Raw genomic sequence first — 17,998 nt, forward strand, 5'->3', positions numbered from 1 at the left:
ACATTCAATTTCAGATTGCATGGCTATTGCAACACTTTGGCAAATGCCTCGGCTACATAATCGATATTCGATGCATTCAATCCTGCCACACACATCCTGCCCGAATCCAGCAGATAAACGGCAAACTCGTCACGCAGGCGGTGTACCTGCTCTACGGTTAGGCCTGTATAGCTGAACATGCCGCGCTGTTTGATGAAATAGCTGAAATCACGATTGGGAATTTTGGCCGTCAAAACATCATAAAGTTTCTGACGCATGGCACGGATGCGGTCGCGCATGGCGTAAACCTCGTTTTCCCACAAAGCGCGTAGCTCCTCGCTATTCATCACATCAGACGCAATATATGCACCATGCGCGGCGGGGCTGGAATAAATGCGGCGGACGGTAAATTTCAACTGTCCGAACACCAGCTCTGCTTCTTCCTTATTGGGACACACGACGCTCAAACCGCCGACGCGCTCGCCGTACAGCGACAGGTTTTTCGAGAAAGAGTTGCTGACAAACAAAGGCAGGCCCATTTCGACGGCTTTACGGATTGCATAGGCATCGTTGTCCAAATCCTCGCCGAAACCTTGATAGGCAATATCCATAAACGGAATCAGCTTGTGCGTTTTGATAATATCCAACACTTCATCCCATTGCGCTTTCGACATATCTACGCCGGTCGGGTTTTGACAGCATGGATGCAAAATCAAGACGCTGTTTTCCGGCAATGTTTTGAAAAACGCAGTCATTTCTTCAAATTTCACGCCGACGGTTTCAGGGTTATAATAAGGATACGTCCCCACTTCAAAACCTGCCCCTTCAAAAATGCCTTTATGGTTGTCCCAAGTCGGATCGCTGACATAGGCTTTTGCATCGGGGAACCAACGGTGCAAAAAGTCGGCACCGACTTTCAACGCCCCTGAGCCGCCTAAAGTCTGTATGGTTGCAACGCGCCCTTCTGCCAGCGCCTGATTATCCTGCCCAAACAGCAAACGCTGAACCGCGCTTCGGTAAGTATCCAAACCTTCCATCGGCAGATAAGTAGAGGGGCGCGGTACGGCCGCACGCCCTGCTTCTGCCAGGCGGACAGATTCCAAAACCGGCATTTTGCCTTCGTCATCAAAATAAATGCCGATGCTCAAATTGACTTTTTCAGGACGCTCGTCGCGTTTGAAGGTTTCAACCAAACTCAAAATCGGATCGCCCGGATAATACTCGACATGACGGTACATGGTGCTTCCTTTGTTTTCAGACAGAATGATGAAGATTGTGGCACTAAAAGGGCTTATTTGCAAAATCAGGCCGTCTGAAAAATTCAGACGGCCTGATTATTTTTAAACGCTACCAATCTACCCGTTTCAAATCATTTTGTGCCAATACATCCGCATGCTCGCTGCGGCTTTGATATTCTCTGTCCTGCAAAATACGACGAGCGACATAATTCAAATGCAGTTTGGCCGCTTCCGCCGCCTCCGCCGGTTTGGCCTGGGCAATGGCTTCAAAAATATCGCGGTGCTGGGCAATCAGTGTCGGGCGCGGGTCTTCGGTTTGATGGATATAGATAATGCCACTGCGTGTTTGCTGATAAAGCATTTTGAGCAGGCTGCTGGAAAGATGACTGAATAGGATATTGTGTGCGGCATCGGCAATGGTTTGATGGAAGCTGACGTCTGCTTCGGCTTGATGCTCCAAATTTCCGCTTTCACAGGCCGTCTCGAACTTCTGCCGCCAGAAGTCAATGCGTTTCAAATCGGCATCAGTCCGTCTTTCGGCAGCCAGCGCCGCCATACAGCCTTCAACGTGGCAACTGAAATCGAATACGTCTGTTTCCCAATTGGTATGTTTGCCGAGCAACTCCTGCCAGCTTTGCAAAAAATCCTGTTGCGGCTTGACGGAAACATAATAGCCATCGCCCTGCCGCGCTTCCAAAACCTGCTTGGCAATCAAGATATTCAACGCTACCCTGACCGATGGACGCGATACGCCGAATTCTTCCGCAAGCGTACGTTCGGGAGGCAATTTACTGCCTTCTTCATAAATGCCGGTAGCGATACGTTCTTCCAAAACGGCTAAAACCTGATCGCTGATTTTTTGCGGACGAACCAATTTCGTCATGTTGTATTCCTGATGATTGAAGGACAGTTTTATTCAGACGGCCATAAATTGGATTGACCAATTGGCCGCCCATTCTAATCAATCCCCTATTTTTTCGTCAAGAAATGTTATCAAATCGCAACATCACTAGAAAATCATAAGTAAATGATGCTTTCTATACCAAATATCTTCTTGCTTTCAGTTAAATCATTAAATTAATGAAATTCCAAATAATCAAGCTTAAAACCATATTGGCATTTTTCATCAACTGCTTAAAAGGAATCAAATTTTGTCATTACCGGTATCACCAATCACGCCTTATCAAAACATGCAGATAAAATGACAAATATTGATATAAGTTAAAAACCGTATGTTTTAATTTAAATAATCTTTATATATAATGCAAAAGGATTACACAATATAACACCTAATATATATAAGGATTCACATGAAATACCCACCATTACTCATCTTGCCTATTGCTTTGGCTGTATCTCATGCTTGGGCAGATACCGACCCCGCTCCAGAAGAAACTGTTACACTCTCCCCTGTTACTGTAACCGGCACTCAGCAACAAAAAGCCAACCGCGTTACCTTCAATCCTAAAGCTACCTTGCAACCCCTCCCTGCCGGCGATGGTGCCGACCTTTTGCAATCCGTACCCAATATGAGCATCATCCGCAAAGGCGGCAGCTCCGGCGACCCATTGTTCCGTGGCTTGGGTGGCTCCCGTCTTGCCATCAATGCAGACGACCAATTTGTTTATGGTGGCTGCTCCAACCGTATGGACCCGCCAACTTCCTATATTCACCCCAGCACATTTGATGAAGTCGTTATCACCAAAGGTCCGCAAACGGTTACTCAAGGCATGGGCTTGATTAGCGGCTCAGTACACTTTGTCCGCAAAGATCCAAAATTTGACGAGCAGCCTTACCTGCTGAACGGCAACACCACCATTGGCAGCAATGGTCGACGTGACGCAGCACTCGAAGCCGGTATCGGCGGCAAATACGGCTATGTCCGCACCAATATTTCCCATAATGAAGCAGACGACTACAAAGACGGCGACGGCAACCGCGTACATTCTGCCTTCAAACGCGACAGCCAAATGATTCAAGCAGGTATTACGCCAACTGAAAACACGACCATCGCAGGCACATACGAGCGCAGCCGCGGCAAAGCCGCTTACGCAGACCGTATGATGGACGGCAGCAAATTTGACCGTGATGCGTGGAATATCCGCTTTAGCCAACGGAATTTGACTTCTTGGTTCAGCGAAATCGAAGCTCGCTACGGCGAAAGCAAAATCGACCATGTAATGGACACATACAGCCTCCGTCCTGTCGGTAAGATGGGTAAAAAGGCAATGAACCCTAAACGCCACACTGACACCGGCAATCTGAAAGCGACATTCGACTGGAACAATGTCAATCTGCAAACCGGTATCGACTATATGCGCGATCGCCACTCTGAGCGTAACGGCAATGAAAACTACGTTTTCCGCCCGTTCAAACCTACCCAGAGCTTTAGACAATGGGGCGGCTTTGCAGAACTCGCATGGTACCCTACCGACAAACAAAAATTGGTTGCCGGTTTCCGTCACGACAAAGTAACGGCCGTTTACGAGCCCTACCCTGAAAAAGACCCTAACAGAACCATCAAATATCCGTTGAGTTCCGGCTTCCTGCGTTTCGAGCAAACCGTAGGCAATACCAAATATTATGCCGGTTTGGGCGTTGCACAACGTTCGCCGGACTATTGGGAACGCAACTTGGAAGAAGAGCTGAAAAAAGAAACCAACCGTCAATTGGATGCCGGTCTGATTTGGAACAACGGCGATTGGCATGTTTCCTCTTCCATCTTCGCAGGCAAAATCCGCGACTTTATCTTGGTTGAGCAACTGGGCCCACACCACCGCACTGCCCGCAATATTAACGCAACCCGTTACGGCAGCGAATTGGAAGTGAAATGGAAATTTGCCCCTAACTGGAGCATAGCCAGCAACTTGGCTTACACCTACGGCAAAAACCGTACCGACAACCTTCCTTTGGCACAAACTCCGCCACTGGAATGGAACAACACCCTGGCCTTTGACAACGGAAAATTCAGCGCAGGCGCATTATGGCGCGTTGTAGCTAAACAAAACCGTTACAGCAAAAACCAAGGCAACATCATCGGTCAGGATATAGGCCCATCTGCCGGATTTGGCGTTCTCTCCCTCAATGCAGGCTGGAAATTCAACAAATACGCCACATTGCAAGGCGGTGTGGACAATGTATTCAACAAAACCTACGCTGAATTTGTGAATAAAAGCGGCAACCCAGCTGCCGGTACTCAAACGCTGCGCGTGAACGAACCTAGCCGCAATGTTTGGTTGAGACTGCAAGCGAAGTTCTAATGCGTATTTAACGCGCCTGATAAAGGCCGTCTGAAAATTTTTCAGACGGCCTTTATCTTTTCCTCATTATAATGAATCACGCATAAAGGCTAAAATACATATGGTTAAGGCCATCAAAAATCCTCCAACCGTACAACCCCTTAGCATCAATACAGAATCCGATTAGAAATGTTGATATAGGTTAAGAACTATACGTTTCAATTTTAATAAACTTTATATATACTACTTAAGCAGTATCTAACATGACACTTAATAATAGAGAGAGACCATATGAAATACCCACCATTACTTATCTTGCCTATCGTCTTAGCCGTATCCCAAGCATGGGCAGACACTGATCCTGTACCTAAAGAAACGGTTACCCTTTCCCCTGTCACCGTCACCGGCACACAACAAGAAAAAGCCAATCGCGTTACTTTCAACCCCAAAGCTGCTTTGCAACCCCTCCCTGCCGGAGACGGGGCAGACCTTTTGCAATCTGTACCTAATATGAGCATCATCCGCAAAGGCGGCAGCTCGGGCGATCCGCTGTTCCGTGGCTTGGGTGGCTCGCGCCTCTCCGTCAATGCCGACGACCAGTTTATTTATGGCGGTTGCGGTATGCGCATGGACCCGCCGACTGCCTATATTCACCCAAATTCATTTGATAAAGTCGTGGTCACCAAAGGCCCGCAAACCGTCACCCAAGGTATGGGCTTGGTCAGCGGTTCGGTGCAATTTATCCGTAAAGACCCTGACTTCACTGAAAAACCTTACAACATCAATGCCACTCTGACAGCAGGCAGCAACGACCGCCTTGACGGCTCGCTGGAAGCCGAGTTCGGCGGAAAATACGGCTACGTCCGTACCAATATCTCCCATAACGAAGCCGACGACTACAAAGACGGCGACGGCAACCGTATTCACTCCAACTTCAAACGCGACAGCCAAATGTTGCAACTGGGTGTTACTCCGACAGAAAACACCACCATTGCCGGCACATACGAGCGCAGCAGAGCCAAGGTTGCCTACGCCGACCGCATGATGGACGGCAGCAAATTCGACCGTGATGCGTGGAATATCCGTTTTACCCAACGCAACCTCACACCATGGTTCAGCGAATTGGAACTGCGCTACGGTAAAAGCGAAATCGACCATGTGATGGACACATACAGCCTGCGTACCATCCGCAACCCTGCCGGCATGCAGATTAAAAATGCCAACAACCCTAAACGCAATACCGATACAGGCCGTCTGAAAGCCACTTTCGACTGGGACAAGCTCAATCTGCAAACCGGTTTGGATTATCTGGACGACGTCCACGTCGCACGCATGGAGCGTGGTGGCGACGGCTACAGCCACAAGCCTTACATGCCCAACCAAAGTTTCAAACAATGGGGTATTTTCACCGAAGCTTCTTGGCAGCAAACCGACAATCAACGCTGGGTAGCAGGTTTGCGCCATGACCAAGTCAAAGCGCATTACGATACCGCGCGTGTGACCGACCCCGTTTTGAAACATCAAAAATTCAATTTGAACTCAGGCTTCCTGCGTTGGGAAAGAAATACGGACAACGGCCTGAAATACTATGCCGGATTCGGCATTGCCGAACGCGCGCCTGACTATTGGGAACGCCTGCGCTCCGAACACAAAGCCATCCGCGCAGAGCAAAACCGCCAAATCGATGCAGGCGTAATCTGGAAACGTCCTAACCTCCACGCATCCGTATCCGTATTCGGCAGCAACATCAAAGACTTCATCATGATGGAGCGCCAAGGCATGAATTTCAACGTGCGCAACATCAACGCTTCACGCTTTGGCGGCGAAGCCGAAGTCAAATGGACATTTGCGCCTAACTGGGAAGTCGGCACCAGCCTCGCCTACACCCACGGCAAAAACCGTACCGACGGCAAACCTTTGGCACAAACGCCGCCGCTCGAGTGGAACAACACCCTTGCCTTTGACAACGGTAAATTCAGCGCAGGCGCATTGTGGCGCGTCGTGGCCAAGCAAAACCGTTACAGCAAAGGCCAAGGCAATATCGTCGGCCAAGACATCGGCGCCTCTTCAGGCTTTGGCGTACTCTCGCTCAACGCCGGTTGGAAATTCAGCAAATACGCCACATTGCAAGGCGGCGTGGACAACGTGTTCAACAAAACCTATGCTGAATTCGTCAGCCGCGGCGGCGACCCGTCTGCCGGTACTCAAACCATGCGCGTGAACGAACCCGGCCGTACTGCATGGCTGAGACTGCAAGCGAAGTTCTAACCAGCCTCGCGCATCTATAAAAAGGCCGTCTGAAAAATGTTCAGACGGCCTTAATATTTTTCATGATGTTTTAAACAAACAGCCCGAAGTTGCATTGCTTCGCCGGACTGTCTGCCCACTATCGGTTTAAATCAAACCCAAAGAGTTGATGAACACCACAACAATCGCAATCGGCGCAAGATAGCGAAGCGCACCCAGCCACAGGTAAAGCAGCTGTTTCGGCACTGTACTGCCCATGCCCGCATCGCGCAGGACGGACTGTTTGTCTTGAATCCATGACGTAAACACGGCAACACTCAAAGCACCAATCGGCATGATGACGGCGGAAATGATGAAATCCCACAAGTCAAAAATGGTTTTGCCGAAAATTTTAAACTCGCTCCATACGCCGAAAGACAGCGCCGAAGGAATACCGACTATGAAAATCGCAATACCGATTATCCAAGTGTGGCTGCTGCGCTTTTTCTCGTCTTGGCGGATGGTTGCCGCAATCACGGTTTCCAGCATGGAAAATGCGGAAGTCAGCGTTGCAAAAACAACCAACAGCATGAATACGGCGAATAAATAAGTCCCCATCGGCATTTTCATGAAAACCGCAGGCAACACGACAAAAATCAGGCCGGGGCCTTGGCCGGGTTCAAAACCGAAGGCAAATACCGCAGGGAAAATCACCAAACCGGCCAGTAATGATACAAACAGGTTCATCCACATAATCGTATGGCCGGAGCGGAACATATCCTGATCCTTACCCAAATACGAGGCATAGGTAATCATCGCAGACACGCCGATACTCAAGGCAAAAAATGCCTGACCCAAAGCAGTCAGCATCGTGCCCGGTTTCAAATACGACCAATCCGGTTTCAACAAGAATGCCACGCCCTCCATTGCGCCGGGCAAGGTCAGCGAACGAACGGCCAATGCGATAAAGAGGATAAACAAACCCGGCATCAACACGCGGTTTGCCTTTTCAATGCCGTCTGAAATGCCGCCTTTAACCACCCAAATGGTAATCAGCATGAACAAGCCTTGGTAAAACAGCGAACCAAACGGTGAAGAAATCGTGTTGCCGAACAAGGCTTCAAAATCCGCACCGGCATGAATTTCACCGGTAAAGCTGTGCACGACGTAGTTCAATACCCAGCCGCCGACCACGCTGTAAAACGACAGCAAAATAAAACACGCGGCCACGCCCATGCGGCCGACCCACGGCCACTGCGAACCCGGGCGCAATACTTTAAAGGAATCAATGGCGTTTTTACCGCCTGTACGGCCGATGTAAAACTCGGCCAGTTGAACCGGCAAAGCCACCAAAATGGTGAAAATCAAAAACAAAAGAAAGAATACGGCGCCGCCGTTGGTACCGGCTGTATAAGGGAATTTCCAAATTGCACCCAAACCGATGGCCGAGCCTGCCGCAGCAAGCACAAAGCCGATTTTGGATGACCAAGACGAATGATTGCTCATGATGTAAGATTAAGAAACGTGAAGATGCCGAATTGTAACAGGGTGAAGTCAAGCCGTGAGTGGCTGGCAGACAGCCGATAAGCAATTCGCACGGATGGTGCGTACTTACCAAGCAAATTGGCATGAATTTTTGATAATTAAACTTTCAATAGCACAAATTTTATTTTTATATTTTAAATTTGACGGTTTATTTTAAAAATAAGCATATAAAAGGCCGTCTGAAACCTTGTTTTTAAGGTTTCAGACGGCCTTTATCCTTAAGCCGCTTTATTTTTTCATGGCATCAGTCAAAACTTTGACATTGTAGCGGTACATGCCGATGTAGCTGTTGGCCGGTGCGCCACCCAATGCATCGGAATACAAACGTCCGCTGACATTGACGCCGGTTTCTTTGGCGATACGGTCAATCATGCGCGTGTCTTTGATGTTTTCGGTAAAGACGGCTTTAATGCCCTCGCGTTTGATTTGGCGGATGATGGAAGCCACTTGTTTGGCAGACGGCTCGGCTTCGCTGCTCACGCCTTGAGGGGCGATGAATTCAATATTGTAGCGTTTGCCCATGTACGTGAACGCATCGTGTCCGGTCAAGACTTTACGCTTGGCGGCAGGTACGGCATTAAAGGCAGCCTGCGCATCGCTGTGCAATTTTTTCAGCTGCATTTGATAGTTGCCCAAACGTTGCTGATAGTAGGTTTTGCCTTCAGGGTCGGCTTGAATAAGCGCATTGGCAACGTTTTGCGCATAAGTGCCCATCAGGACGGGGTCGGTCCAAACGTGCGGGTCAAACTCTCCGTGATCGTGATGATGGCCTTCATGATCGTGGTCATGATGATGGCCGCCCTCTTCTGCTTTCAAAGCCTGAATGCCTTTGGTCGCTTCAGCGAAAGGCACTTTGCTCTGTTTGACTGCACGCTGTACATCGGCGGCTTCCAAGCCCAAACCGTTAAGCAATACCAATTTGGCACTGCGGATTTTTTTGATGTCGCCACTGGTCATGTGGTAGGCATGGCTGTCTTGGTTAGGGCCCACCAAGCTTTGAACGGCCACACGGTCGCCACCAATCTGTTTGGCCACGTCGCCCAAAATGCTGAAGCTGGTGACAACAGGCAGCGGAGCGGCATAAGCTGCACCGGTCAATAATGCGGCAACGATGCCGAGTTTCCAATGTTTCATATTCTCTCCAGTGATATAACGTAACATTAACATCATCATAAAACAGACCGCCTGATTATTCAAGCGGCCGTCTGAAAAATCATGCCGTGCGGTGTTTCTTGCGGCGCAGCCATTTTGCCAAAATACCGCCTTCCCAACCGAACACGACGGAAATCAGGTAAAGCGTGCCGCAGCATAAAATAATCGCCGGGCCAGACGGGATTTCGATATGGTAGGAAAACAACAGTCCTGCCAAACCACAAAGCAAAGCCAATGCGACCGACAAAATCATCAGCCAACCCATGCTTTTCGCCCACAGTCTGGCGGTAATCGCCGGCAACATCATCAAGCCTACCGACATCAGCGTACCCAATGCCTGAAAACCGGCAACCAGATTCATCACAACCAGCACCAAAAACAACACATGCCAAAAGCCACCCTTACCGCCAACAGCCTTGAGGAACAAAGGGTCTATGCTTTCCAACACCAGCGGGCGGAACATCACAGCCATCAGCAAAATAGTCACACTCGCAGAAACGGCAATCAGCTGCAAAGCCGGAATATCCACTGCCAATACCGAGCCAAACAGCAAATGCAGCAAATCGACGCTGCTGCCGTTTTTGCTGACCAAAACCACGCCGATGGCAAGGCTGCTCAAATAAAATGCGGCAAAGTTCGCATCTTCTTTCAATGAAGTAAACCGGCTGACCAAACCTGCCAGCAAAGCCATCAGCAAACCGGCCGCAAAACCGCCGACACTCATCGCAGGCAAACTCAAACCGGCAAACATATAGCCAATAGCCGCACCGGGCAAAACTGCATGGCTCAAGGCATCACCCACCAAACTCATGCGGCGCATCACCAAAAATACACCGACAGGCGCCGCGCTCAATGCCAGACAGAAAATCGACGCCAGGGCATAGCGCATAAAGTCAAATTCGGCAAACGGCGCGACGACCAAATCATATAAATCCATGTTTTATCGCTTTTTTATTAATCTCTGAAAGCCTGAGGCCGTCTGAAAAATACTTACTTTCAGACGGCCTTGTCCATTAAACCGCGCACCAATCGGCCGCTTCCTGTTTCTGCATCATTCGGTTTGCCTGTGCCAAAAACTCATCGGTCAACACATTTTCAGTCGCACCGGCAGTCACTTTTTCACGCGCCAAAAGCAGCGTGTTGGCAAAATATGCCCTCACCTGCTCGTAATCATGCAACACGGCAATCACCGCCTGACCGTCCTGATGGCATTGGCGCAAAACTTCCAACAGCGCATAAGTCGTCCGCGCGTCCACCGCGTTAAACGGTTCGTCCAACAGCAAAAATTTGGCATCCTGCACCAGCATCCGCGCAAACAATACGCGTTGGAATTGGCCATTGGACAAGTGCGCAATTTGGCGCGTGGCAAAATCCTGCATTTCCACGCGTTCCAAAGCCGCCATCACGCGCTTTTTCTGCGCCGCGTTCACGCGTCCGAAAAATCCGATTTCATACCACAGCCCCATCGCCGCCAGTTCAAACACCGTCATCGGCTGGCTGCGGTCAATGTCCGACTGCTGCGGCAGATAGGCAATGTCCTTGCGCGCCATATTTTCATAGCGCACGCTGCCCGTATCCGTCTTCTGCAAACCCATAATGGCTTTGAGCAGGGTCGATTTGCCCGCGCCGTTCGGCCCGAAAATCGTCCACATCTTGCCATCTTCAAACACCATATCGATATGGTGCACCACCGGCCTTCGCTGATAGCTGACCGTCAGATTTTCCACCACGATACTCATGGCGACACCGCCCAAAAATATACAGCCCACAACGCCGCCAATGCGGCAAGCGCAATCAGCAGCCTTTGCAGCAATCCGGTCAACAATACAGAATTCATAAGCCTAAAACCGCCCTTGCCCGAATACGGACAACAGGCCGACTGAAAGAAAATTAAAACATTAAAATGATACTGTATAACGTTAACCCTGTAAATTTCTTTCGTTTTCAGACGGCATCGGGCAAAAGGCCGAATATCGGTTACAATCCGTTTTTTATTTGATGATTGTCCTATGTCTATTCCACTCTTAAACGAAAAACTCAATACCGAAACCGCCCGCATTTCATGGGAAGAGCTGCAACCCCACTTCGCACGCGGTGCCGCCGTCTATGTTGCGCCCGATTTGGATTTGATTGCCGTCGCCCGCCATGTTGCCGAAGATGAAGCCGCGCCATTGAAACAATGGATGAAACAAGGCAAATTCGGTGCCATCAGCGATGATATGGCGCGCACATTTTTAGCGGATAAGCAGGAAATGTGGGCGGTTGTCGTGGCGCCGTGGGTATTGGTACAGCCTTGCAAAGACTGATTAGGCTGTCTGAAAAAACAAAACCGGAACATTTCACATGTTCCGGTTTTTCATTTTTCAGACGACCTATTGTAAAGTAAAGCCAGCTTTGAATTCAAGCTTCGGCACCCCGATAACGAAACGTTTACCGATGCTGTCTTCAAACTCATACGCGCCTTCGATACTGCCCCAAGGAGTGCTGATTTGCGAACCGCTGTTGTACTCATAGGCTTCGCCCGGGTACAAAACAGGTTGCTCTTCAATCAAGCCGGCATGACCGACCTGCTCTGTCTCACCGTGTCCGTCGGTGATTTCCCAAAAACGCTGACGCAAAGTAATGATTTCATCACTGCGGTTGCAGATGGTAATCAGATAATTGAAGGCGTAGCGGTCGCGATAGACGTCGCTCTGACCGGCCATATAACGCGGCTCCACGTTAATCTCGATTTCATTCATAATTGTTTACCCCGTATGGTATTTATTTTATTTCAATCCGAATAATTCCGGCGTGCCCGCCCTATTTTTGCAAAGGGTCGAAACACTTAAAACGCATCACGCGATCCAATAAAACAGGCCCAAGACCATCAAGGTCATCACAGCCGCAATCAAATCATCAAGCATAATGCCCAAACCTCCATGAATCCGCCGGTCAAACCATTTGATCGGCCATGGTTTCAACGCATCAAACAAGCGGAAAATAACAAAAGCCGCCAGCCACCAGCTCCATTTAAACGGAATCAGCGACAGCACCAACAGCATTGCGACAATTTCATCCCAGACGATACCGCCGTAATCCTGAATGCCCAGCTCCCTCTCGGTATAACCACAAATGCGGATACCCCAGAAAAACAAGGCAATACACAATAAAAGCAATATCCAACCATCTATGCCCAACAGGCACAATACAAAAGCCAGAGGTAATGCTGCCAGCGTTCCGGCCGTACCCGGCGCAACCGGCGACAAGCCGCTGCCGAAACCAAATCCTAAAAAACACAATGGTTTATGCAACAGCCAAGAAAAAGTAGGTTTACGTTCAGCCAAAATGATCAAATCCTAAAGAAGTCAGTTCCAATACGCCGCCTTCGGCATCCAAAATATTCAGACGGCCTGAGTCAGTCATTTTACCAATTCGGGCAACCGGTACGCCACTTTGTTCCGCTACCTGATAAACGCGTTCCCTATCTTCTGGAGCAGCAGTAAAAATCAGTTCGTAATCATCGCCGCCGGCCAATACTGCCGACAACCATTGCTCGCGCGACAAAACGTTTTTCAATTCAGGCAACGACGGCACACAATCGGCAAATATTTCCGCCCCGACAGCAGAGGCTTTTAAAATATGTCCCACATCTTGAGCCAGGCCGTCTGAAACATCTTGCGCAGCATGGGCAAACGGCAACAATGCCTGACCCAATGAAACGCGCGGTTCCGGACGGAGCAATTTATCATCGCAAACCGCCATAATTTCAGACGGTAATTGACAACGCCCCAGATGTTTGTTCAACGCAGCGGCAGCCAAACCCAACCGACCCGATACCCAAATATCGTCGCCGACTTCGGCCGCATCACGCCGCAGGGCATGCCCTGTCGGAACTTCACCTACTATTGTTACATTAAAGACCAAATCGCCCTTGGTGGTATCACCACCAATCAACACCGTATCAAAACGCGCAGCCAAAGCAAAAAAGCTATCGCAAAAGCGTTTGAGCCAGTCTTGATTCAATTCAGGCAACGCAGCACTGAGCAACACCCAACGCGGCTTGGCACCCATTGCGGCCATATCGGACAAATTTACTGCAAGCATTTTCCATGCCAAATCTTCGGGCAAAACATCTTCAAAAAAATGTCTGCCTTTGATCAACATATCAGCGCTAAAACATAAATCAAATCCGTTACTTGGGCGAATAATAGCGGCATCGTCCCCTATACCCAAAATCAGACCTTCCGATTTTTGTCGCTGCAAATATTGTCTGATAAAGTCAAATTCCGTCATATTTATCCAATATAACTATAACTTAGATTACTATATCTAATTTTGTGCCAGCCTGATGTTTGCCTGCTAAAACGTCAAACATTACACTTCAACACTATTTAGATATAAAACTCAATAGGTTAAAGGCCGTCTGAAAATATAGATTTCAGACGGCCTCATGTTCTCAAACCAATCTGAGCAGGTATATTTACAGATAGACGATTTCGCCTGTCCGCCCCCTGCTCTCTCGGCTTGCCCACCAAATAAATTGCGGCAGGACATCTTCGTAGTTTTTACGTTCGCTTTTCGATTCGCCCGGATGAGATTTGATACGTTGTGGCGAATTGATGGCACCCGGCACCAAAACATTGGCACGCAGGTTGTCAAAACGTTCCCACTCATCCGCGGCCACTTTACACAAATAATTGAGCGCGGCTTTAGAGGCACCAAAACCGCCCCAATAGGCTTGCGGTTTCTCGCCGTGGCTTTCGCCAACAAAAATCACAGAAGCATCTTCGGATTGCTTCAACAATGGGAACAGCGCACGGGTCAAGCCCATAGGCGCAACGGTATTGATGCGGTATTGGTTGACCCATTCCGATACGGTTTGGAAGTCCAATGGCGACAAGGCATAGAAATAGCTGGCGCAATGCACCACGCCATCCAATTTTCCGCCTGTTGCTTCATCAATAGTTTCCGCGAATTGCTTAAACTCTTTCTCCTCTGCGCTCATCAAATCAAAGCAGATGGCAAACGGCTCAGGGCTGCCCGCAGCCACAATGGCATCATATACTTTTTCCAAACGCTTTTGATGACGCGCCACCAAAATGACAGTCGCTCCGGCAGCCGCATAGGCTTTGCCAACCTGCTCGCCCAAGCCTTGAGATGCGCCGGTAATCAAGATGGTTTTGTTCGCTAATGTCGTCATGACTTTTCCTTGAACTTTATGGTTTCGGATATTGTATCGGCTTGGTAAGTTTTGTAAAGTCAAAAAGGCTGTCTGAACATTCAGACGGCCTCCGTTTATTCAACCTGTAAATCCAGCATAAGCTTTTCAGCCGCGGCAAAGCCTGACTGAACAGCAGCCTCCAATGTTGCCGGATAACGCGGATGGAGGTAGTCGCCGGCCGGATAAATACGGCGATGGTACAACCATGAGAAATCTGGTTGTACAAAATCAACCGTTGCCGCCGTAGTCGCGCGTTTTTCCGTAATAATGCGTACGGTTTCGGGCTTACCTAAATCCGGACAAATCCGCTTAATGTCCGCATGAATTTTCTCGGCCAAATCTTTATCCTTCCAAGCTTCGGTGCAATCGGAAACGCTGATGACAACCGCGACTTCATTATCCGGTAAACCCAACGCCCCCCGATGTAACACCCATTGCGCCGTACCATCAGAAAACCCGGTTAAAGGTGCTGGCAGTTTGACTGCTTGGGCATAACGCAAATAAACCGTGGTAATCGCATGGTAACTCAACGATTGATAGGCCGTCTGAATATAGTCAGGCGTATCTTCGGGCAGAAGTGCGTCAACATGATATGGCGCAACAGCCAAAATCACCGCATCAAATACTTCACCATTGATTTCAATTCGGCCATCGATATGATGGTTTAAATGTGAAACACGAGTTTCAAGATGTATCTTTGCACCATGCGTGAGTAGGAACGCCAACGCCGGTTCGGCTACGATCCGCCCTAAATCCTGCTTAGGCAAAAGATAATCGCTGTTCGCCTTTTCAGACCACACGCCATCATTCAATACATTACATAAAATGCGCAACGATGCCTGTTCTAACGGCGTATTTAAAGCACCCCAGACCAAAGGTTGCCAAAATTGACCAAGCATACTGCGGGGAACATTTCGTGTTCTCAACCACTTTGCAACCGTCAAATCAGTTTTATGATGAGCAGCCCAACGTTGCAATGCCGACATATCCGACAGCAATTTGATTCTCAATGAAAAAGAAAGATTTTTCGCACGCAGGATACCGACAAGCAAATGCCAAGGCGCAGGCAGAGAGGCCGTCTGAAATTGTAATCCTTCATGGATATACCATCGCAAAGGCTGGCGTAAAAAGGCTGATTCAGGTTGAACGCCAATATGTTGCATCAAAGTTTGAACACCATGATACGCACCCAACAAGATATGCTGCCCATTATCCAAAAAGCTGAATCCATCATCTTTCCCAGACAAGGCACGCGCCCTACCGCCTGCCTGTCTCCCGGCCTCAAACAAAGAAATATCAGCTCGATGAATCAGGGAAACCGCCGCAGACAAACCTGCCCAACCGGCACCAATCACGGCAATTTTTGGACGCTTAGTATTCATGGTTTAAATCCAAACAGCCAAGTTTTCAAAGCAATACGTTTTTTACGGGGAGAAGGAATCGCAATTTTATAAGTCAACACATTTTGCGCACCATCACGGTCAATTTCATTCAACAACGCATAATAAATAGCCGCCATAATCAGGCCGACTTTTTGCGATTTCTTATCCTCAGCCGGCAAAAGCAGCATCGCTTCACGATAAGTTTCACGCGCCCTATTCACTTGAAACTGCATCAATTTTGCAAAATTATCTGTCGGTTTGCACTGCATAATTACGTTGGCAGGCACATCAAACTTCTGCATTTCCTCTATCGGCAGATAAATTCTTCCCTGCCGCGCATCTTCGCCCACATCGCGAATAATGTTCGTCAACTGCAAAGCCAAGCCCATTTTGTCCGCATATTCCAAAGTTTGGGGATTCGAAAAACCTAAAATCCGCGCAATAAGACAACCCACTACCCCTGCAACACGATGGCAATACAGCTTTAATTCATCAAAACTACCATAACGAGCCTGCTCCAAATCCATCTGCATGCCATCAATCAAAGCTTCAAATTCATTCTTCGGCAAATCAAAATTTGCCCGAATATCTTTTAAAGCTTGATGAACGGGATGCTCAGGCATCTCATTATTAAATACTTTCTCCAAATCACTGCGCCACCAATTCAAGGTAATCTGAGCCACATTCGGATCGGTACAGCCATCAACCACATCATCTAGTTCGCGACAAAAAGCATATAAAACAGTGATCGCATTCCGTTTTTCTACCGATAAAAAACGAAAGCCGGATAAAAAACTGGAATGGCTTTCGGCAGCCTTTTGATGACAATAATCCAAAGCACGCACTGTGTATCCTAAAAATATCGTTATAAATAATTAGCAGGGATTTTATCTGTATTTAAAAAAGTACGCCAATATCAAAAACTCATCTTACAACAAGGCCGTCTGAAAGCTATTCTTAAGTATCTTTCAGACGGCCTAATATCCACCATTGCCAATATCGAAACCAACAGCAGCACCACCAACAGCTGTATCAAAGAGTAGCCCCTCTGTATAGTTGCCCTACTCCGTTTTCCGTCAAATGCATTTGAGTACATATCTTTATTCCCTTCATCTTTTATATCCCTATCCGACAGGAGGCGCCCTATCCGTTTGTCCCTTTTGCCCAATGAAGCCCCATTGGTCCAAGCTCTCATTGTCGCCCCCATACAAAGCCGCCCGTCAACCCGAACCGGCAAACGGTTCGGCCTCGGGGCGGCGTATACGGCAGTTAACCGTCAGGCTTATTTTTTCACGGCAGGCTGTGCGGCCTTAGGCGTTGCAGGAGAAACCGTCGCCTCCGCCTTCAACTTATTCAGCACCGCATCACCGATGCCCTTCACGTTTTTCAGCTCCTCCACCGATTTGAACGCACCGTTCTTCTGACGGTATTCCACAATCGATTTCGCCTTAGCCGGACCGATACCCGGCAATGCCTCCAGTTCGGCAGAAGACGCGGTATTGATATTCACGGCGGCCAAAGAGAATGCTGCACAGACAGCGGCAAATGCACCAAATAAAAATTTCTTCATCAGATTTTTTCCCATAACATATTTGATTGAATCAGTCATAAAGTCTACCGAATGGTTTTATTCCACTCTGTAAACACTGTCACATACGCAGATAGGGCAACAGCCCATACCACATAAATGCTTACGACATAATAACGCAAATACCGTTCGATTTCAAATATTCTAAACAGTTAACCGTAACTTTCGGTACTTTTGTTCAAGAATAACAACAGAGTTGTCATCCTTTAATTTAAACAACAAGCATGCACGAACACTCAATAGGCATCGGAATGGGTATCGGTTCATCAATATCCTTGCACCCATTACCCTACCTCCTATCATCAAACCGACAGAACTAACAGGCATGTAAAAAGCCCCCGACATCAGTCGGGGGCTTCGGAATGGGTGTTTGGCGGTGACCTACTTTCACATGGAAGAACCACACTATCATCGGCGCTGAGTCGTTTCACGGTCCTGTTCGGGAT

Annotated in this window: 16 protein-coding genes; 3 read left to right on the plus strand and 13 right to left on the minus strand. The window is 48.5% G+C overall.

Annotated elements, in window-relative coordinates:
• Nucleotides 1–23: 23 nt before the first annotated feature.
• Together ACTHTU_RS09385 and ACTHTU_RS09390 are read right to left on the minus strand one after the other, a co-directional pair.
• Complete coding sequence (locus tag ACTHTU_RS09385; protein WP_440362385.1) at nucleotides 24–1,217, minus strand: amino acid aminotransferase; 1,194 nt, start codon at nucleotides 1,215–1,217, stop codon at nucleotides 24–26.
• A gap of 109 nt (nucleotides 1,218–1,326) precedes the next feature.
• On the minus strand, nucleotides 1,327–2,100 hold the full coding sequence (locus tag ACTHTU_RS09390) for a FadR/GntR family transcriptional regulator (protein WP_440362386.1): 774 nt from the start codon (nucleotides 2,098–2,100) through the stop codon (nucleotides 1,327–1,329).
• A gap of 427 nt (nucleotides 2,101–2,527) precedes the next feature.
• Here ACTHTU_RS09390 and ACTHTU_RS09395 point away from each other — a divergent pair, with 427 nt between their 5' ends.
• Both ACTHTU_RS09395 and ACTHTU_RS09400 read left to right on the plus strand, forming a co-directional pair.
• The gene (locus ACTHTU_RS09395; RefSeq protein ID WP_440362387.1) at nucleotides 2,528–4,477 is read left to right on the plus strand and encodes a TonB-dependent copper receptor; all 1,950 of its coding nucleotides are present in this window, start codon (nucleotides 2,528–2,530) and stop codon (nucleotides 4,475–4,477) included.
• Nucleotides 4,478–4,747: 270 nt separating this feature from the next.
• Nucleotides 4,748–6,724, plus strand: coding sequence for a TonB-dependent copper receptor (locus ACTHTU_RS09400; RefSeq protein ID WP_440362388.1), 1,977 nt, complete (start codon nucleotides 4,748–4,750; stop codon nucleotides 6,722–6,724).
• Between the two features lie 126 nt (nucleotides 6,725–6,850).
• On the opposite strand, the gene ACTHTU_RS09405 is transcribed toward ACTHTU_RS09400, so the two are convergent.
• The 4 genes from ACTHTU_RS09405 to ACTHTU_RS09420 all read right to left on the minus strand — a co-directional run bounded on the left by ACTHTU_RS09405 (nucleotide 6,851) and on the right by ACTHTU_RS09420 (nucleotide 11,118).
• Nucleotides 6,851–8,188, minus strand: coding sequence for a sodium-dependent transporter (locus ACTHTU_RS09405; RefSeq protein WP_049348798.1), 1,338 nt, complete (start codon nucleotides 8,186–8,188; stop codon nucleotides 6,851–6,853).
• Nucleotides 8,189–8,455: 267 nt separating this feature from the next.
• Nucleotides 8,456–9,361, minus strand: coding sequence for a metal ABC transporter solute-binding protein, Zn/Mn family (locus ACTHTU_RS09410; RefSeq protein ID WP_308905022.1), 906 nt, complete (start codon nucleotides 9,359–9,361; stop codon nucleotides 8,456–8,458).
• Between the two features lie 79 nt (nucleotides 9,362–9,440).
• On the minus strand, nucleotides 9,441–10,316 hold the full coding sequence (locus tag ACTHTU_RS09415) for a metal ABC transporter permease (protein WP_003685375.1): 876 nt from the start codon (nucleotides 10,314–10,316) through the stop codon (nucleotides 9,441–9,443).
• 76 nt (nucleotides 10,317–10,392) lie between these two features.
• A complete protein-coding gene (locus ACTHTU_RS09420; protein WP_249552092.1) occupies nucleotides 10,393–11,118 on the minus strand; it encodes a metal ABC transporter ATP-binding protein in 726 nt (241 codons plus the stop codon).
• A gap of 270 nt (nucleotides 11,119–11,388) precedes the next feature.
• On the opposite strand from ACTHTU_RS09420, the gene ACTHTU_RS09425 reads away from it, so the two are divergent.
• Complete coding sequence (locus tag ACTHTU_RS09425) at nucleotides 11,389–11,685, plus strand: DUF2288 domain-containing protein (protein ID WP_254320949.1); 297 nt, start codon at nucleotides 11,389–11,391, stop codon at nucleotides 11,683–11,685.
• Nucleotides 11,686–11,751: 66 nt separating this feature from the next.
• Here ACTHTU_RS09425 and apaG read toward each other — a convergent pair whose 3' ends face one another.
• The 7 genes from apaG to ACTHTU_RS09460 all read right to left on the minus strand — a co-directional run bounded on the left by apaG (nucleotide 11,752) and on the right by ACTHTU_RS09460 (nucleotide 17,534).
• A complete protein-coding gene (gene apaG / locus ACTHTU_RS09430) occupies nucleotides 11,752–12,120 on the minus strand; it encodes a Co2+/Mg2+ efflux protein ApaG (RefSeq protein WP_003682575.1) in 369 nt (122 codons plus the stop codon).
• Nucleotides 12,121–12,216: 96 nt separating this feature from the next.
• Nucleotides 12,217–12,705 carry a phosphatidylglycerophosphatase A family protein gene (locus ACTHTU_RS09435; protein ID WP_039864429.1) on the minus strand — a complete coding sequence of 163 codons (489 nt, stop codon included), beginning with the start codon at nucleotides 12,703–12,705 and terminating at the stop codon, nucleotides 12,217–12,219.
• Nucleotides 12,698–13,654 (minus strand): thiamine-phosphate kinase, encoded by a 957-nt coding sequence (gene thiL / locus ACTHTU_RS09440; RefSeq protein WP_440362389.1) that lies wholly within the window; start codon nucleotides 13,652–13,654, stop codon nucleotides 12,698–12,700. The genes ACTHTU_RS09435 and thiL overlap by 8 nt, the downstream gene beginning before the upstream one ends.
• Nucleotides 13,655–13,841: 187 nt before the next feature.
• Entirely contained in the window at nucleotides 13,842–14,561 is a 720-nt protein-coding gene (locus tag ACTHTU_RS09445) for an SDR family oxidoreductase (RefSeq protein ID WP_440362390.1), read from the minus strand.
• Between the two features lie 95 nt (nucleotides 14,562–14,656).
• Nucleotides 14,657–15,964, minus strand: a complete 1,308-nt coding sequence (hpnE, locus tag ACTHTU_RS09450; RefSeq protein ID WP_440362391.1) for a hydroxysqualene dehydroxylase HpnE — start codon at nucleotides 15,962–15,964, stop codon at nucleotides 14,657–14,659.
• A complete protein-coding gene (hpnD, locus tag ACTHTU_RS09455; protein WP_440362392.1) occupies nucleotides 15,961–16,809 on the minus strand; it encodes a presqualene diphosphate synthase HpnD in 849 nt (282 codons plus the stop codon). Before hpnD ends, hpnE begins: the two co-directional genes overlap by 4 nt.
• A gap of 437 nt (nucleotides 16,810–17,246) precedes the next feature.
• On the minus strand, nucleotides 17,247–17,534 hold the full coding sequence (locus tag ACTHTU_RS09460) for a ComEA family DNA-binding protein (protein WP_440362393.1): 288 nt from the start codon (nucleotides 17,532–17,534) through the stop codon (nucleotides 17,247–17,249).
• Nucleotides 17,535–17,998 lie beyond the last annotated feature (464 nt).

Source organism: Neisseria sp. P0020.S005 (assembly GCF_051957055.1).
GTDB lineage: Bacteria > Pseudomonadota > Gammaproteobacteria > Burkholderiales > Neisseriaceae > Neisseria > Neisseria subflava_A.